At 49.6% G+C, this 18,611-nt stretch carries 16 protein-coding genes and 2 other annotated features; of the genes, 12 read left to right on the plus strand and 4 right to left on the minus strand.

The window, feature by feature from the left end:
• Position 1 precedes the first annotated feature (1 nt).
• The 12 genes from buk to trpA all read left to right on the plus strand — a co-directional run bounded on the left by buk (position 2) and on the right by trpA (position 12,719).
• Positions 2-1,105, plus strand: a complete 1,104-nt coding sequence (gene buk, locus KNQ04_RS05015) for a butyrate kinase (RefSeq protein WP_214847770.1) — start codon at positions 2-4, stop codon at positions 1,103-1,105.
• The gene (lpdA, locus tag KNQ04_RS05020) at positions 1,075-2,496 is read left to right on the plus strand and encodes a dihydrolipoyl dehydrogenase (protein ID WP_214847772.1); all 1,422 of its coding nucleotides are present in this window, start codon (positions 1,075-1,077) and stop codon (positions 2,494-2,496) included. The genes buk and lpdA overlap by 31 nt, the downstream gene beginning before the upstream one ends.
• 13 nt (positions 2,497-2,509) lie before the next feature.
• A complete protein-coding gene (locus KNQ04_RS05025) occupies positions 2,510-3,523 on the plus strand; it encodes a thiamine pyrophosphate-dependent dehydrogenase E1 component subunit alpha (RefSeq protein ID WP_029333083.1) in 1,014 nt (337 codons plus the stop codon).
• Positions 3,520-4,503: an alpha-ketoacid dehydrogenase subunit beta gene (locus KNQ04_RS05030; RefSeq protein ID WP_159172688.1), complete on the plus strand. Its 984-nt coding sequence runs from the start codon at positions 3,520-3,522 to the stop codon at positions 4,501-4,503. The genes KNQ04_RS05025 and KNQ04_RS05030 overlap by 4 nt, the downstream gene beginning before the upstream one ends.
• A 13-nt stretch (positions 4,504-4,516) precedes the next feature.
• Entirely contained in the window at positions 4,517-5,791 is a 1,275-nt protein-coding gene (locus KNQ04_RS05035) for a dihydrolipoamide acetyltransferase family protein (RefSeq protein ID WP_214847773.1), read from the plus strand.
• 50 nt (positions 5,792-5,841) lie between these two features.
• Positions 5,842-6,076, plus strand: a binding site (T-box leader).
• A gap of 52 nt (positions 6,077-6,128) precedes the next feature.
• Positions 6,129-6,374: a binding site (T-box leader), on the plus strand.
• A 51-nt stretch (positions 6,375-6,425) separates the two neighbouring features.
• Positions 6,426-7,820, plus strand: a complete 1,395-nt coding sequence (gene trpE / locus KNQ04_RS05040) for an anthranilate synthase component I (RefSeq protein WP_214847774.1) — start codon at positions 6,426-6,428, stop codon at positions 7,818-7,820.
• Positions 7,817-8,383 carry an anthranilate synthase component II gene (locus KNQ04_RS05045; protein ID WP_214847775.1) on the plus strand — a complete coding sequence of 189 codons (567 nt, stop codon included), beginning with the start codon at positions 7,817-7,819 and terminating at the stop codon, positions 8,381-8,383. Before trpE ends, KNQ04_RS05045 begins: the two co-directional genes overlap by 4 nt.
• Before the next feature lie 6 nt (positions 8,384-8,389).
• Positions 8,390-9,409 carry an anthranilate phosphoribosyltransferase gene (trpD, locus tag KNQ04_RS05050; protein WP_214847776.1) on the plus strand — a complete coding sequence of 340 codons (1,020 nt, stop codon included), beginning with the start codon at positions 8,390-8,392 and terminating at the stop codon, positions 9,407-9,409.
• Positions 9,406-10,182 carry an indole-3-glycerol phosphate synthase TrpC gene (gene trpC / locus KNQ04_RS05055; RefSeq protein WP_214847777.1) on the plus strand — a complete coding sequence of 259 codons (777 nt, stop codon included), beginning with the start codon at positions 9,406-9,408 and terminating at the stop codon, positions 10,180-10,182. Before trpD ends, trpC begins: the two co-directional genes overlap by 4 nt.
• Entirely contained in the window at positions 10,169-10,738 is a 570-nt protein-coding gene (locus KNQ04_RS05060; RefSeq protein ID WP_214847779.1) for a phosphoribosylanthranilate isomerase, read from the plus strand. The genes trpC and KNQ04_RS05060 overlap by 14 nt, the downstream gene beginning before the upstream one ends.
• 5 nt (positions 10,739-10,743) lie before the next feature.
• Positions 10,744-11,940, plus strand: a complete 1,197-nt coding sequence (gene trpB / locus KNQ04_RS05065) for a tryptophan synthase subunit beta (protein ID WP_214847781.1) — start codon at positions 10,744-10,746, stop codon at positions 11,938-11,940.
• Positions 11,940-12,719, plus strand: coding sequence for a tryptophan synthase subunit alpha (gene trpA, locus KNQ04_RS05070; protein WP_214847783.1), 780 nt, complete (start codon positions 11,940-11,942; stop codon positions 12,717-12,719). The genes trpB and trpA overlap by 1 nt, the downstream gene beginning before the upstream one ends.
• Positions 12,720-12,880: 161 nt before the next feature.
• On the opposite strand, the gene KNQ04_RS05075 is transcribed toward trpA, so the two are convergent.
• The 4 genes from KNQ04_RS05075 to KNQ04_RS05090 form a co-directional block, all read right to left on the minus strand.
• Positions 12,881-14,875, minus strand: a complete 1,995-nt coding sequence (locus KNQ04_RS05075; RefSeq protein WP_214847785.1) for a penicillin-binding transpeptidase domain-containing protein — start codon at positions 14,873-14,875, stop codon at positions 12,881-12,883.
• Between the two features lie 138 nt (positions 14,876-15,013).
• Entirely contained in the window at positions 15,014-15,730 is a 717-nt protein-coding gene (locus tag KNQ04_RS05080; RefSeq protein WP_214847787.1) for a peptidoglycan DD-metalloendopeptidase family protein, read from the minus strand.
• Positions 15,731-16,000: 270 nt separating this feature from the next.
• Positions 16,001-16,888, minus strand: a complete 888-nt coding sequence (locus tag KNQ04_RS05085; RefSeq protein WP_214847789.1) for a diacylglycerol/lipid kinase family protein — start codon at positions 16,886-16,888, stop codon at positions 16,001-16,003.
• A 125-nt stretch (positions 16,889-17,013) separates the two neighbouring features.
• A complete protein-coding gene (locus tag KNQ04_RS05090; protein WP_214847790.1) occupies positions 17,014-18,483 on the minus strand; it encodes an alanine/glycine:cation symporter family protein in 1,470 nt (489 codons plus the stop codon).
• Positions 18,484-18,611: the final 128 nt, after the last annotated feature.

Below are 18,611 nucleotides of genomic sequence, written 5' to 3' on the forward strand. Positions count from 1 at the left end.
GATGAGCGAACGTATTTTAACGATCAATCCAGGTTCGACTTCGACGAAGATTGGGATCTTCGAAGGAACGGAGCAATTGTTTGCGAAAACGTTACGCCACCCAGCTGAAGCGGTCGGAGGACCGCTTCATGCTCAGCTGGAAATACGGCGTCAAGTGGTGTTGGATGTTTTAGCACAAGAACAGATTGAATTGAAAGCGCTTACTGCAGTCGTCGGACGTGGTGGCTTACTTCGCCCGCTCGTCAGTGGGACCTATGCCGTCAATCAGGAAATGCGTGAAGATTTGTTGAGTGGCATTTTTGGCGTCCATGCATCGAATCTCGGAGGTCTACTAGCAGACGAAATCGCCCGGACATTATCGATTCCATCGTTCATCGTCGATCCAGTCGTCGTAGATGAACTTGAGCCGATTGCCCGACTTACGGGATTACCTGAACTTGAACGCAAAAGCATTTTTCATGCCTTGAATCAAAAAGCAGTCGCAAAACGATATGCGAAACAAGTGGAGATGCCGTATGAGGAAATGCGCCTGATCGTCGCACACATGGGAGGCGGGATTACCGTCGGTGCACATCTCGACGGACGGGTCATCGATGTTAACAATGGCCTTGACGGGGAAGGTTCCTTTTCACCGGAACGCAGCGGTTCCCTGCCTGTTGGTCAACTAGTAGAACTATGTTATAGTACCAAGTATAAACTCGAGGAAATGAAGCGTCTGGTCGTAGGGTCAGGCGGACTTGTCGCGCACCTAGGAACGTATGACGCAATCGAAATCGAACGCCGAATTGACGCCGGGGACGAGAAGGCCGCTTTACTGTATGACGCGATGGCTTATCGGGTCGCAAAAGAAATTGCTGCCCAAAGTGCAGTTTTATATGGTCAAATCGATGCCATCATTTTAACGGGTGGCTTAGCATACAGCGACCGGTTGACGAGTGCGATCGAAGAACGAATTTCTCACCTCGGACAAGTGATCCGGATACCGGGTGAAGATGAGTTACGTGCACTTGCGGAAGGTGTATTACGTGTTTTACGCGGAGAAGAAGAAGTTAAGGAATATGGAGGCGAACCAACATGGCTAGAGAATTCGACGTCGTTGTCTTAGGTGGCGGACCGGGCGGTTATGTCGCGGCAATTCGTGCTGCACAGGCCGGCAAGACGGTTGCAATCGTAGAACAAGGAAAACTCGGGGGAACCTGTTTACACCGTGGCTGTATCCCTTCAAAGGCACTTTTAAAATCAGCAGCGGTCTATCAAACAGTTAAACACGCCGCTACATATGGCGTCGACGTACCGGAGTCGTTTTTACGATTCGAACAGGTCAAACAACGGAAACAAGACATCATCGATGGACTGGAATCCGGGATTCAACATTTAATGAAAAAAGGAAAAATCGAAGTTTTCCATGGTCGGGGATCAATTCTTGGACCAAGCATCTTTTCGCCGATGCCAGGGACAATCAGTGTCGAACCGGAAGAAGGGGAAGGGGAATTGATTTTACCGCGCCAATTGATTGTCGCGACAGGATCACGTCCACGTCCGTTAGCCGGTCTGTCGTTTGATTCCGAATATGTCCTCAGCTCAGATGAAGCACTCGACATGAATGCGTTACCCGACTCGATCGTCATCATCGGTGGCGGTGTCATCGGCATCGAATGGGCCTCGATGTTGACGGACTTTGATGTCAACGTGACGGTCGTCGAGTTTAGCGACCGGATTTTACCGACGGAAGATCAAGCAGTCAGTCGTGAAGTCGCCCGTCAACTGAAAAAACGCGGTGTCAAGATTTTGACGAGTACAGCTGCGCAAAGTGATAGCTTTAAGATGACAGAGTCAGGTGTGACGATCGACGTCGATCGCAACGGTGACATCACGACGCTTGCGGCAGATAAGTTGCTGGTCGCCATCGGACGAATGGCGAACGTCGAAGGGATTGGGCTTGAGAACACGAACATCGTCGTCGAGAATGGGTTTATTCAAGTCGATGCTGATTTCCGGACGAAAGACAATCATATCTATGCGATTGGCGACGTCATCGGACGCCTGCAACTCGCGCACGTTGCATCCGCTGAAGGCGCAAAAGCCGTCGAAGCCATCGTCAATGGATCGACGACACCGCTCAACTACGCATTTGTCCCGCGCTGTATCTACAGTGTGCCGGAAGCAGCTTCGGTCGGTCTGACGGAAGCAGAAGCAAAAAATGCCGGGATGGATGTCAAAACGGGAATGTTTTCGTTTAACGGCCTTGGTAAGGCTCGCATCGAAGGTGAAGCCGCCGGATTCATCAAATTGGTCTCTGATGCGAAAACAGACGATTTAGTCGGTGTCCATATCGTCGGACCAAAAGCAACGGAACTAATTAGTGAAGGTGGACTGGCGCTTGTATTAAATGCGACGGCATGGGAAGTCGGACAGCTCGTTCACCCGCACCCAGCCCTGTCAGAAGCATTCGGTGAAGCAGCACTCGCAGTTGACGGATTAGCGGTTCACGCATAAGGAGGAATAACGGATGGAAAAAATAGAATTCAAAGAACTCGTTGAGCTCGGATTGACGGAGCAAGATGCAATCCAGATGTTCGAGACGATGGTACGGGCACGAAAAATTGATGAGCGGATGTGGAAATTGAACCGGGCAGGTAAGATTCCATTCCTCGTTTCTTGCCAAGGGCAAGAAGCGGCGCAAGTCGGTGCGGCATTCGCACTCGAAAAAGGAACGGATTATATTTTACCGTACTACCGTGATTTAGGGGTCGTCCTTCATTTCGGTCAAACGTCGCGTGACATCATGTTGTCTGCGTTCGCGAAAGCAGAAGATCCGAACTCAGGTGGACGTCAAATGCCGGGACACTATGGCTCACGTGCCTTAAACATCGTCACGGGATCAAGTCCCGTCACGACACAAGTCCCGCATGCGGTCGGGATCGCCCTTGCTGCGAAAATGCGTAAGGAACCACTTGTCGCGTACGTTTCGTTTGGTGAAGGATCATCGAACCAAGGGGATTTCCATGAAGGGGCGAACTTTGCCGGGATTCATAAATTACCGGTGATTCTCTTCTGTGAGAACAATAAATATGCGATTTCAACACCACTCTCGAAACAATTGTCAGCGAAACATGTCGCAGACCGTGCAATTGGTTACGGTATGCCCGGTGTGACGATTGACGGGATTGATCCACTTGCTGTCTATAAAGCAGTCAAGGAAGCACGTGACCGTGGTATCCGTGGAGAAGGTCCGACGTTAATCGAAGTCGAAGTTGAACGCCTTGTCCCTCACTCGTCAGACGATGATGATAAATCGTATCGTTCGGCCGAAGAACTGGCAGAACTAAAAACACGCGACGGGATTAAGATTTTCCGGGCGAAATTGATTGATATGGGTGTCTTGACTGAAGAGTCAGCGACAGAAATCGAGACGACACTCGAACGTGAAGTCGAAGAAGCGACGGCTTACGCAGAAGCAGCGGCGTATGACTTGCCGGAAAACGCACTTCGTTACGTGTACGACGAGGAGGAAACGAAATGACGACATTAAGTTTAATTGAAGCAATCAATAGCGCGATCAAAGAAGAAATGGAACGTGATGATTCTGTCTTTATCTTAGGTGAGGACGTCGGTGTCCGTGGTGGCGTGTTCCGGGCGACACAAGGATTGCTTGAGCAGTTCGGAGAAGAACGTGTCATCGATGCACCACTTGCTGAGAGTGCGATCGCGGGTGTCGGGATCGGAGCTGCCATGTACGGCATGCGTCCGATTGCTGAGATGCAGTTCGCCGACTTCATCATGCCGGCCGTCAACCAAATCGTCAGTGAAGCCGCAAAAATCCGGTATCGTTCGAACAACGACTGGATTTGTCCAATCGTCATCCGTGCACCATTTGGTGGCGGCATTCATGGTGCGTTGTACCATTCGCAATCGGTCGAAGCGATGTTCAATTCGACGCCGGGTCTAAAAATCGTCATTCCGTCAAACCCATACGATGCCAAAGGCTTATTAAAAGCGGCGATTCGCTCGAATGATCCTGTTTTGTTCTTTGAACATAAACGGGGTTACCGATTGTTAAAAGGTGAAGTTCCGGAAGAGGACTACACGGTTGAAATCGGGAAGGCCGACGTCAAACGGGACGGAGAAGACGTCACCGTCATCACGTACGGACTTTGTGTCCAAATGGCGCTTGACGCAGCAGCGCGCCTTGAAAAAGACGGTATCGACGTCCATATCCTCGATCTTCGGACCGTCTATCCGATCGACCGGGCGGCAGTCGTCGCAGCGGCGCAAAAAACGGGGAAAGTCTTGCTTGTGACGGAAGATAATAAAGAAGGCAGTGTCATGAGTGAAGTCTCGGCAATCATCGCGGAAGAAGCCTTGTTCGATCTTGATGCACCAGTCGAACGATTGTGCGGACCCGATGTACCGGCGATGCCATACGCACCGACGATGGAGAAGTTCTTCAACATCTCAAGCGAAAAAATCGAAGATAAAATCCGGACGCTCTACGCGTACTGAGGGGGACCCGTCAATGAAGACAGAAACATTAACGATGCCACAACTTGGTGAGAGCGTGACGGAAGGAACGATTTCGTTATGGCTCGTCAAACCAGGAGATACTGTCAAAAAGTATGATCCGATTGCTGAAGTCATCACTGATAAAGTGACAGCCGAAGTGCCGTCGTCGTTTGATGGTGTCATCGACAAGCTGCTCGCTGAAGAAGGGGACACTCTCCAAGTCGGGGAAGCGATTGTTACGTTACAAGTCAGTGGTGGATCGACGGAAGTCGCAGCGACTGAAGAAGAAATTCCAGCTGTAAAAGAGCAGGTGACGGAGACGGATCAGTCGATGAAAAAACGCTATTCACCAGCCGTGCTGAAGTTATCAGCAGAACACGGCATCAACCTCGATCACGTCAATGGGACGGGAGCGGGCGGTCGCATTACACGCAAAGATTTGTTGAAACTCGTTGAATCCGGTCAAATCAATCAGCCGGACGTTGTCGAGGCGCCAACGATCGAGACCGTACCGACGCCGGCAAAAGCGGCAACCGAGGCACCGGCACCGAAGTCTGCGCCAAAACCGACGATGAGTACGACGGAAGACGGCGATATTGAAATTCCGACGGCGGGTGTCCGTCAAGCGATCGCGAGTAACATGGTGCGCTCGAAACAGGAAGCACCACACGCCTGGTTGATGGTAGAAGTCGACGTGACGAATCTGGTCGAAGCACGGAATCGTCATAAAGATCAGTTCTTCAAACAAGAAGGCGTCAAATTGACGTTCTTGCCGTTCTTCATGAAAGCAACAGTCGAAGGACTGAAGAAACATCCAATCATGAACTCGCAGTGGGCAGGCGATAAGATCATTCAAAAACGAGCGATCAACTTATCTCTCGCCGTCGCGACGCAAGACGCGTTATTCGTCCCGGTCGTCAAACATGCGGATGAACTGAGCATTAAAGGACTCGCTCGGGCAATCGATGACTTCGGTAAACGGGCGCAGGCCGGCAAGTTATCATCAAGCGAGATGCAAGGTGGTACGTTTACCGTCAATAACACGGGTTCATTTGGTTCGATCCAATCGGCACCGATCTTGAACTTCCCGCAAGCGGCGATTTTATCCGTCGAATCAATCGTCAAGCGCCCGGTTTGGGTCAACGGCATGTTCGCAGCACGTGACATGGTCAACTTATGTATGTCGATCGATCACCGTGTGCTCGACGGGTTAGTGGCCGGCCAATTCCTGCAGACGGTCAAGCATGCGCTCGAATCGATCGACCCGGATCAACTTGCTTTATACTAAATAGTTGACAGGTCGCCCGAAGCGACGTAATATAATAAACAATTGAACAACACAACGCTACGACGAAGAAGAGTAGCCTGTGAAACGATTAAAGAGAGCTGATGGGTGGTGCGAATCAGTATCGGGAAACAGGTGAATGGGCTTTTGAGCATCAGACCGAACTTACAGTAGGCTCTGACGGTGACCTCCCGTTATCGAGGACGACGAATCAGGTGCGCCGGTTCGTTCGAGGGGACTATTTGGATAGTCAACGAAGGTGGTACCGCGGGTTTTCCCGTCCTTCATGTGAATCATCACATGACTGGACAGGAAGACCCTTTTCGTATACAACAACATAAAAAAATCGATGAATGAGTTAAGTAGTTAAACACATCACTGTTTCAGAGAGCCGGAGAAGGGTGGGACTTCGGCACAGGGAGGTTTAATGAATGGTCTCATGAGAGCATGGCTGAATTTACAGTAGGTCATGACGGAAGCCCCCGTTATCGCAGGCTACGGTGTCCCTGATAGAGGAAGCACCGGAAAAGTGGGAACGCAACAAACGTTCCAATCGAGGTGGCACCGCGAGTTAATCGTCCTCCATGTAGCAATTGCTATGTGGAGGACTTTTTTTATATCAGGAGGCGAAATCAGGATGATTCAGACAGAGGAATTAGTAATCGAACGACTTGAGATGAACGGGGACGAGCTGACACCGATTTCGATTTTTCGACGCATCGACGGGGAACGAAAGTGTTTACTCGAAAGTTCGACCCAGTCCGGCAATGCACGTTACTCGATTATCGGCGTCGACCCAGTCGCTCTGCTACGGGCAGAGGGGAATCAAGTCACGCGGCATGATTTAAAGACGGACGAATCGGTTACGACGACCGGTGACCCGGTCCGTTTACTGCAAAACTACATCACACGACCAACAAGTGAGCTGGACTTACCCTTTTTAAGTGGGGCGATCGGCTATGTCGGCTACGACACGATTCGCACCTATGAAAATATCGGCGTGATGCCAAAGGTTGACCGGAATCTACCGGATGCGTTACTCGCCGTCTATGATGAAATCATTTTATATGATCATCTGGAACACCGTGTCCACTTAGTCCATACGTCACTCGGTGGTGTGACGGACCGCAGTGAGATGTTGGAGCGGCTAAAGCAAAGAAAGCAACAACTCGAACGGACCGGGGAGCAAACGTTGCTCGAACGCCCCCTTGAAAATATTTCATACCAACTGCAGATGGAGAAGGAAGACTTTATCCGGCTCGTAGAACAAGCGAAACAACATATTCGGCAAGGTGACGTCTTCCAATTAGTGTTATCGCAACGACTCGATGCGACGTTCGCTGGTGATCCGTTCCACTTTTACCGGAAGTTACGGCAAGACAACCCGAGCCCTTATCTCTTTTATATCGACCTTGGCGAGTTGATTGTCCTCGGGGCATCGCCGGAAAGTCTCGTTCAAGTCAAGGGAAGACGCGTGACGACGAATCCGATCGCCGGGACACGGCGCAGAGGACAAACGAAACAAGAAGACGAACGGTTGGCAGCTGAGCTCGTCGCAGACGAGAAGGAACGGGCCGAACATCGGATGCTCGTCGACCTTGGACGAAACGATCTCGGCAAGGTCTGTCAGGTCGGAAGCATCAACGTGTCACGCTATATGGAAGTCGAACGTTTCAAAAACGTGATGCATCTTGTCTCCGTCGTCGAAGGGACGTTAGCGGACGGGCAGACAGGAGCCGATGCTTTGATTTCTTGTTTACCCGCCGGCACGGTCTCCGGCGCGCCGAAGATTCGGGCGATGCAATTGATTGAACAGTATGAAACGTTGAAGCGGGAAGTATATGCAGGTGCCGTCGGATACTTCGATGTCAGTGGAAATCTTGATTTTGCGCTCGCGATCCGGACGATGGTCATCAAAGATGGTACGGCCTATGTCCAAGCCGGTGCTGGCATCGTCTATGACTCGGACCCGACGCTTGAATATGAAGAGACACTGCATAAAGCGAAGTCGTTACTGGAGGTTTGGAAATGATTTTATTGATTGATAACTATGATTCCTTTACCTATAACTTGTATCAATATGCGGCGGAACATACCGACGTACACGTCGTCCGTAACGATGCGATGACGATTGAAGGCATTCAAGACTTGAAACCGGACGGGATCATTTTATCGCCGGGACCTGGCAACCCGAACGATGCTGGGATTTGTCTAGATGTCATCAAACAACTGTCCGGCTCGATTCCGATCCTTGGCGTCTGTCTCGGTCATCAAGCCATCGGACAAGCTTTCGGGGGACAAGTCGTCCAGGCAACGGACATCATGCACGGCAAGACATCGATGATTCGACAGAACGGGAACTTATTTAAGGGACTGGCGGAACAATTCGAAGTCATGCGGTATCATTCATTGATTGTCGACCGCGAGACGACACCCGACGTGTTACAGATTACGGCAGAAACGGCGGACGGGACAATCATGGCATTTGAACATGTCGAACACCCGACGTATGGGATTCAGTTTCACCCAGAGTCGGTCGGAACGATCGACGGAAAACAAATCGTCAAACGATTCATTGAACTGACAAGGGAGTGACGAGATATGAAAGAAATATTGATGAAACTAGCAGATGCGAAGCATTTACGATATGAAGAGATGCAACAAGCGGCACGACAACTGTTTGAACCGAACGTGACGGATAGCGAAATCGCAGCATTCCTCGTCGCCTTAAAAGCAAAAGGCGAAACAGCTGAGGAACTAGCGGGACTCGCCTCCATCATGCGGGAAGTCGCACTCGACATTCCGGTCACAGGAACGGACTTCATCGACAACTGCGGGACGGGTGGCGATGGCTCACAGTCATTCAACATCAGCACGACAGCCGCCTTCGTTCTTGCAGGTGCAGGGTCGAAGGTCGCGAAGCACGGTAACCGGAGTATCTCGAGTAAAACGGGCAGTGCCGATGTCCTCGAGGCATTAGGTGTTAAACTGGATGAAACACCCGAGCAACTCGCAAACCGACTCGAAGAAAACGGGATTGCGTTCTTATTCGCCCAGCGGATGCACCCGCGTGTCAAACAAATCATGAAGGTACGGAGTGATTTACGCATCCCGACGATCTTTAACTTGATTGGTCCGTTAACGAACCCGGTCTCCTTAAAAACACAATTGCTCGGGATTTACCGGGAAGATTTACTCGAGACGATGGCCTTGACGTTACACCGTCTCGGACGCAAACGGGCAATCGTCTTACACGGGGCGAATGGAATGGATGAAGCATCACTCGCCGGAACAAACCAACTTGTGTTACTCGACGATGGAGAATTGATTCGCTTCAGTCTCCATCCGGAAGAAGTCGGATTGACCGTCGCGCCACTCGAAGCGATTCGTGGTGGGTCGGCTCAAGAAAATGCCGACATCTTACTACGTGTCCTTGACGGCGAAGCGGGCCCATACCGAGATACGGTCTTACTCAACGCGGGTATCGCCTTGTTCGCGGAAGGACGGGTCAAAACGATTCGGGAAGGAATCGATTGTGCAATCGTCAGTATCGATTCCGGACAAGCACGAGAAAAACTACGACAATTGCAACAGACAAAACGACAGGAGGCAATCGGATGAATATTTTAGACCGAATCATTGAAACGAAAAAACACGAAGTAGCTGAACTCAAAGTGGCAGGAGTCAAGCAGATCGAACGGTCACCCTTACGTCGTTCGATTCACGAGCGTCTCGGCCAAGATGACTTGTCGGTCATCGCGGAAATCAAACGGGCGTCTCCTTCAAAAGGTGATATTTCGCTCGACGTCGACCCTGTCGCTCAAGCAAAACGGTATGCAGCGAGTGGGGCAACGGTCATCTCGGTTTTGACGGATACGACGTATTTCAAAGGGAGCATGGCGGATCTTGAGGCAGTCGCAAATGCAGTTGACGTGCCCATCCTATGTAAAGATTTTATGATTGACCGGATTCAAATCGATCTTGCGAAAGCGCACGGAGCGAGCTTAATCTTATTGATTGTCGCGGCACTTGACGAAGCGACACTGGACGATCTGTATCATTATGCCTACGCAAACGGTCTCGAAGTTTTGGTGGAAGTCCATGATGAAGCGGAACTGAAGCAAGCAGAACAGCTCGGTGCACGGATCATCGGCATCAACAACCGGAACTTAAAAAAGTTCGCTGTCGACTTAGCGACATCGATACGGCTGTTGCAGGCGAAGCGTCCGGGTGTCCGGTATATCAGTGAAAGTGGGATTCAGACGGTCGAGCAGGCACGTCAGCTTCATCATGACGGGGCAGACGGCATTTTAGTCGGTGAAACGTTGATGCGAGCGGAAGATCCCGCCGCCTTCATCCAAGCAGTCAACGGACCGGTCTATGACACGCATTAAATTTTGTGGGTTACGGCGCGCCGATGATGTGATGGTCGCGAGCCGACTCGCCGACTACATCGGTTTTGTGTTCGCGCCGAGTAAACGCCAAGTCACGCTCGAACAAGCAGCTGAACTGCGCCAATTGGTTCCGGCATCGGTCCAAGTCGTCGGTGTCTTCGTCTCGCCGACCCTAGAAGAAGTCGAGGCTGCGATTAAAACAGTTGGACTGGATCTGATTCAAATTCACGGTGTGATGGACGAAGCAATCCTTACACAAACGGAAGTTCCAATCATTCAGGCAGTCGTTGCAGGGTCTACTACAATCGATACAGAAGCAGATTACATGCTCTACGACGCGCCACAAGCTGGAAGTGGACAGCGGTTCGATTGGTCGACGGATTTAAAAAGTACACGACCGATGTTCGTCGCAGGTGGTTTGACACCAGAGAATGTCGCAGCAGCCATCGCACGCTATCAGCCGTTCGCAGTGGATGTCTCGAGCGGAATCGAAACGGAGTTTCAAAAAGATCAACAGAAAATGCTGGCATTCGCACATGCCGTAAAGGGGAGATGAGCACGATGCGTTATTCACAACCAGATGCACTTGGTCAATATGGAATTTATGGTGGACGCTACATTCCGGAGACATTGATGCAAGCCGTCCTTGAACTGGAACAAGCCTATGCCGAAGTCAAAGAGGATCCGGCGTTTTATGAACGGATGAACGATCTCTTAAAAAACTACGTCGGGCGTGAGACGCCACTCTACTTCGCGGAGCACTTGACGCGGTCGATTGGTGGAGCGAAGATTTACTTGAAACGAGAAGACTTGAACCATACCGGCGCTCATAAAATCAATAATACGATTGGACAAGCGTTACTCGCGGAACGGATGGGAAAACGAAAAATCGTCGCCGAGACTGGTGCCGGACAACATGGTGTTGCGACGGCGACCGTCTGTGCCTTACTTGATTTAGAATGTGTCATCTTCATGGGGGAAGAGGATGTCCGGCGTCAGGAATTAAACGTCTTCCGGATGGAGTTGCTGGGGGCGACCGTCATCCCTGTCACACAAGGCAGTCGGACCCTGAAGGATGCCGTCAATGAAGCGTTACGTTACTGGGTCAAACATGTTGAGGATACTCACTATTTGATGGGGTCGGTTCTCGGACCACATCCGTTCCCGGAACTTGTCCGTGATTTCCAAGCCGTCATCGGGAAAGAGACACGGGCGCAAATTCTTGAAAAAGAAGGTGTCTTGCCGGACGCAATCGTCGCTTGTGTCGGTGGCGGGAGTAACGCAATGGGTATGTTCCACCCATTCATCGACGATGAAACGGTTGCACTGTACGGAATTGAAGCAGCGGGCGACGGGATTGAGACAGGTAAACACGCGGCGACGATGACGAAGGGGGAAGTCGGTGTCTTACACGGATCGATGATGTACTTGTTACAGGATGCGCATGGTCAAGTCACGGAAGCCCATTCGATTTCAGCCGGGCTCGACTACCCAGGCGTCGGACCGGAACATAGCCTCTTAAAAGACATCGGGCGTGTCCAGTATGAAGCCGTCACGGATCAAGAAGCACTCGATGCACTCCAGTTATTATGCCAAAAAGAAGGCATCATTCCGGCGCTTGAAACAGCACATGCCGTCGCCCACGCAACGAAACTTGCAAAAGATATGTCGGAAGACGAGATTCTTGTCATCTGTTTATCGGGCCGCGGCGATAAAGATGTCATGACGGTCAGATCGGCCTTGAAGGGGGAAGCATGATGCGATTAGAACAAGCAATCCGAACAGTCAATGACCGTGGTGAAAAAGCATTTATTCCTTATGTCATGGGAGGTGACGGTGGAATCGACCGTCTGCCAGAAATTTTGTCATTCCTCGAACAGAGTGGGGCGACCGCGATTGAAGTCGGTGTCCCGTTCTCAGATCCTGTCGCGGATGGACCTGTCATTCAAGAAGCGGGTCTTCGGGCGCTGGCACACGAAGTCAGCTTACATGACGTCCTCGAAGCGATTCGGATCGCACGTCAAGAAACGACGGTCCCGATCGTCGTCATGACCTATTTGAATCCAATTTTCCGCTTTGGCATCGATGCATTTCTTGCGACATGTCGCGAAGTTGGGGTCGATGGGTTAATCATTCCTGACTTACCACTCGAACAGAGTACACAGTTTTTTGCGAAGCATGATAAACAAGACATCGCCCTCGTCCAGCTCGTTTCATTGACGAGTCCGATCGAACGGATTCAAAAAATTGCGAGTCAAAGCGAAGGGTTCCTGTATGCCGTCACGGTCAACGGGACGACAGGAGGGCAGACGACATTCGGTGAGTCGCTCGAAGCCCATCTTGCAAATGTCGCGGAATTAAGTCCCGTTCCGGTCCTCGCTGGGTTTGGAATCAGTACGCCAGCACACGTCAAACAGTTAGGGGCTTCGGTCGCAGGTGTCATCGTCGGTAGTAAAATTGTTGAATTGTTACAACAAGAAGATACATCAGCGATTGAGCAATTGATGGCAGCACGGTTACCCGATCTTCACGTCTAACTAAAAAAGGTCTGACTCATCAGTCAGACCCACATCAATCAAATGGTCGATGATTCCACTTTTTACGGAATCATCGGCCATTTTACGTTTCTTCGTAAAAAGCAATGACGGGCGATCCTGCAGCAAATATCAGCTGAAAATCGTACCCCTGACCAATCGCCTTACTTGGCCTCTTTCAAGACTTCTGCGACGAGACCGGAGACATAGGGACTGCCCCGATCTTCCTTCTCGACCGATTCAATCATCATCGCGACGAGTAACGTCGGGTCATCGTTGTCATAACCGACGAAAAAGCCATTTTCCTTCCCCTTTGTTTCTCCCGCCTGCTTGAGTTCAGCTGTACCTGTCTTACCGGCAACGGCGACTTCCTGTATGTCGGCAGGTAAGTCATATCCGGCATGGACGACATCATACAAGTCTTTTCGGATCATCGAGGCATCGTCTTTTGAGATTAAGTCCTGTTTCCAGATTTGTTTCGTTTTTTCATCAGCCCGTAGTGTTGGCTGATAGATGATTCCGTCCGTTAAAAAGATTTCGTACATTGAAGCGAGGTGGACGATGTTCGTCAACATCTGACCTTGTCCGTACGATGTATCCATTAATTGACCGTCAGATGAAATGGTTCCATCGTTTGAAATCTGTGAAGCGCGCATCGGATAGGCGAACGGAATTTTTTCCCCGTAACCGAGTGCCTGAAGTCCGTTCGTAAAGGTGTCGGCTCCTACTTCAAGCGTTGTTTGCGCGAAGTAAATATTATCCGAGTAGACTAACGCATTGTGTAAATCAACAGGGGCAGGTGTCTCATGAATACGCGTGACGTTGAAACCGTTCTTTTTCCACTTTAAGCCGTCAATCGAATACGCTTTGTCCGGATTTAACTTCTCGGCTGTTAGACCGATGGAAGCCGTCAACGGCTTTTGTGTGGATCCGGGTGCAAAGGCACTCGTAAAACGATTGAGTAACGGTTGATCTTGATCATTCGTCAATGTATCGAGTCGGTCTTGCGAGATGCCAAGCGTGAACTCACTTGGATCAAAGCCTGGCGAGCTGACGAGAGTCCGTGTTTCACCAGTCCTTGGATCAAGTGCAGTCGCGACGCCAGGGTCACCTTTCATCGTCTCGTACGTCGACTGTTGCAGCGCGCCATCAATCGTCAATGTGATGTCTTTTCCGTCTTTGACTTTGGTCTCGGCGACGGTCACGGAGTCATCTTGCTCCGGTTTGAGGATTTCAATCCGCATGCCGGACTGACCACGTAGTTCATCATCGAAAACTTGTTCAAGCCCACGTTTACCAACCCGTTCACCGGCTTGGATTTTATTATTCGACTGTTTGACGTCTTCAGCAGTCGCTGCACCAAGATAGCCGATTAAATGGGAAGTCGCTTCACCGTATGGGTAAGCCCGGACTTCTGTTTCCTTGACGCTGACGCCTTTAATTGCCGTCAAGCGATTAACGGTTGCTTCGTCAGACGGATCAAATGTTTTTAACGGAACGAACTGACCGTCCTTGACCCAAGATGCGGATAGGGCGTCGTCGATTGAAGTCGTCGACCGGTCGAGAAGCGTAGCGAGTTTTTTCTTGGCAGTGTCATCAAGCTGACCAGCCGTCACGCCGACTTCGAAGCCTTGACCAGTCGTCGCGAGTGGTTTTTTATGCCGATCAATCAAATCACCACGTTTTGCAGGAATTGTATTTAACTTTATTTTATCGTCTTGTTCAAAGTCCTTGAACAGGAAAGACGGATCCCAGTCGACGTACCAATTGTCTGTATCTTTTTTTGTCTCGTAGACGAGTGGGACCTCTTTCTTGAAGGAAACAGGTCCTGCGATCGTATCGAATTTAACAGTGACGGGCAGCAATTGTTTCTTTTTATCATCTGAGTCAGGTGCTTTTTCAGGTGTGATGGAGATATTTTTTATTTCGAGCGTATCATTCAATTTTTTCGTTCGTTCGATGAACTGACTTTTACCGTACTCTTTTTGTGTCGTTTGACTGACATAATCCGCATACATCTTATCATAGTCTTGTTTTTCCCAAAGCTTTGAATAGGAAGCAAGTCGTTCTTCTGGTGTCGGCTGATCTTGGCAGCCGGCAAGAATGCCGATACCCGCGACACTGGCGACTGCAAGTAACATGGATTGTCGTTTCAACATGAATTCCTCCTTAGAAGCGAATATTTAATTAACTTACCACTGTTTGGAGGAATTTTCATCTAACTGACATGGGCAACGCTGTTTAGGATTACGTATACGAAAAAACCACTGACGAAGATTTCGTCAGTGGTGAGTTGATCAATTAAAGTAGTTTAGTGGATTGACACTGCTTGCAGCAGATGAAGCGCTGTAAACGTAAGAACCGCGATGCAGTTCAAAGTGGAGGTGAGCGCCGAAAGCATTTCCGGTCGCACCGATTGTTCCGATTTTCGAGCCCTTGGCAATCGTTTGTCCGGCAGAAACGGAGCGACTATTCAAATGTGCATAAACCGTCGTGTACGCAATCCCGTTGACCGTATGCGTCATCATGACATGGTTGCCATATGCGCCGTAGTAACGAGACTTGATGACTTTACCGGCAGCAGAAGCATAGACCGGAGTTCCGGTTGCAGCACCGATATCGATTCCGTTATGGAACGTATAACCGTAAACGCCGCTTGCTGCACCGTATCCTTGTGTAATCGGACCACTTGCTGGACGAGAAAATCCGCTAGACGCTTTTGTTGCAGTAGTGACTTTATATTTTTTGACGTACTTTGAGGCGACGTAACGGGACGAGCCGGAGTAAGAAATTTTCGTCCACGATCCGGACACACCGAGATAGTTGAACGTCTTTCCTTTGTTGACGATTCCGACTGCTTTATAGGCAGTCGATGGGCCTGTTCGGACACGGAGACCGTCGGCCATGATTTTTACTTTATATGTAGTTGCTGCCTCGACTTTATCCATACTTGTCGTAGCGAATCCTGAAACCATCAGTGCTGTCATTGTCATTGTTGTTAAAATACGTTTCATGTGGAAGTTCCTCCTAGTTGGGAACGGCGACGGACGATGGTAATTTTTTTTGTTTTTCGACGTCAGTAATACACGTCATATGTAGTTAATCTAAGAAATGTTTTCTTGATAGAATGATTATAGCATCAGAAATAAAACAAAAATATTTCAGTTTCATTTCAAAGTTATCATTGTATAATATATATTGTAATGGTTATTATTGGTTTCAAAAACACTCGAAAAAACCTCCCGCCGATGTGGAATCGCGGGAGGTTGCAAGGGTGGTTTCAGTTAAGATGTAGGGGCGATGACATTTAAGTGTTGCGGTAGGACGCGGACCGTGATTGGAAGCTCACCGGCCGTATCTCCGTCAGCATTGATCGAAAGAGATTCTTTCGACTCGATGTCGACTTCGGTTGTCGTGAAGTACTCGACTTGATCAGCATTCGACAGGTCACCCGTTAAAAGCTTCGGTAACGCCTGTAAGGCATCGAAGAAGCCTAATTGTTTGACTAGGAAGACATGCAATAAACCATCATCGACACGCGCATCTTTAGCGAACGACTCGAATCCACCAACAGAGTTCGTCAATGAGACGATCAGTAAGGGTGTTTCGCCATCAAACGTCTTTTCCTTTGCTCTTAACGTGAGTGGGTAGGGGCTGTGATCTTTAAAAGCTTTTAATCCTTCGATGAAGTAGGCGACTGAACCGAGTGATGTCTTTTGTTCGACGCTCACTTCTTCGACGGCGTCTGCAATCAGACCAACGGCGATCACGTTCATGAAGTAATGCGAGCCGTACTTGCCGATATCAAATGGGCGAATGGGTGCATCTTCGAGAACACTGATCGCGTCACGGGCATCCGTCGGAATATGGAGTGCACGTGCTAAATCATTGACCGTCCCGAGTGGAACGATTCCGAGCGTCGGACGGTGGTCTTGTTCTGCGATTCCCGTGATGACTTCATTGACCGTTCCGTCACCGCCCATTGCAACGACCGCATCATAGTTCTCTCTTGACGCAGTCCGTGCGAATTCCGTTGCATCACGTTCTTTTTCTGTATAGCGGACATCGACCGTCGCATAGCGTTGGGCGAGCGTTCCTTCTGCGAATTCCGCATACTTTTTACCTTGTTCTTTCCCGGATGACGGGTTGATGATTAACATCACTTTTGACACAATCAATTCCTCCTTCGTAACTACCTTGTACTATTTTCCCAACTCAACGAAAAGATAATCCCCGAAAGAAAAAAACCTTGGCGGCGAATGAACGCCTGACCAAGGTGTTAGAGATGAGCATTAAATTAACGACGAGCGACTGGTGGAACTTCTCCAGCTGCTGGGCGTGCTTCTTCTTCTTCGTCCCAGCACTCCGTATTTTCAATACCTAACGCTTTAGCAGAGAACACAGGATCGAGACCTTGCTTACGTTGGTTTTGGTAGTCGTTGATAACTTTCATTGCGACTCCACCCAAGAGTGAGATGGCTGTTAAGTTGATTAATGTCATACCGGCCATGAAGAGGTCGGCGAAACTCCAAACCATACCGAGGCTTAAGACAGAACCGATGAAGACGAAAGCCATCGTCGCGATCCGGAAGCCGAAAACAGAGGCTTTACTTTTCTTGATGAATTCGATATTCGTTTCACCGTAGTAGTAGCTACCGACGATTGAACTGAAGGCGAATAAGAAGACGCTGACTGCGATAAAGGCAGGTGCAACGGCACCGAGTTGTTCAGCAAGGGCATTTTGTAACATTGCGATTCCTTCACCGTTACCAGCAGCATAACTATCACTGAGTAGGATGATTGCGGCAGTTGCTGTACAGACGATCAACGTATCGAGGAAAACTCCGAGCGTCTGTAAGAATCCTTGTTTTGCTGGGTGAGACACTTCAGCAGCAGCTGCTGCGTTTGGCGCAGATCCCATACCGGCTTCGTTCGAGAAAAGACCCCGTTTCACACCGAGTGAGATCGCAGCACCGACAGAACCACCGACAGCTTGGTCGATTCCGAATGCACTCTTGAAGATCATTGCGAAAACACCTGGAAGTTCAGTGATGTTCGTGACGACAACGAAGATTGCAGCAATCAAGTAGAGTGACGCCATGATTGGGACGACGATTGCCGAGAATTTCGCGACACGGTGGACACCACCGAAGATGACGAGGCCTGTAAGAACAACCAAGATACCACCGACGACTGCTTTGTCGATACCAAAGGCATTGTCAAATGCAGCGGCAATCGTGTTGGATTGAACCGAGTTAAAGATGAGACCAAATGTGACAGCGATCAAGATTGCGAAGACAATCCCGAGGGCACGGTTTTTCAAGCCTTTTTCGATGTAGTAAGCTGGACCACCACGGTATGCGTTCGAACCAGAGTCACGGACTTTATAGACTTGAGCGAGTGTGCTTTCGATGAGTGCAGTTGCGCCACCGAGGAGGGCGACCATCCACATCCAGAAGACAGCTCCTGGTCCACCGAGTGTCACGGCAATCGTAACACCGGCTAAGTTACCTGTACCGATTCGAGTCGCGGCACCGATGAAGAACGATTGAAGGGATGTGATGCTCTCTCCTTCATCATCTGTTGTCTTCTCGTTTTTATCGAGTGTGACACGGAACATTTCTTTCAAGTAACGGAATTGGATGAACTTCGTTTTGAAGGTGAAGTAGATTCCGACTCCGATTAAAGCGGCGATTAAGATATAAGACCATAAGATGTTGTTGGCGAAGTCGACGCCCGATTGTATTGCCTGTTGAAATGCATCCATGTGATAGTTCCTCCCAAAGTGTTTTTGCTGAAAAGTGATAATAGCTATAAGTTGAATTATACGAATTTTCAGACATCTTGCAAGCTTTTTTTCGAAACTTTTTTTTAAAATGTTTAAAAAATATTTTT

The sequence above is a fragment of the Exiguobacterium sp. s193 genome (assembly GCF_018618755.1).
GTDB lineage: Bacteria > Bacillota > Bacilli > Exiguobacteriales > Exiguobacteriaceae > Exiguobacterium_A.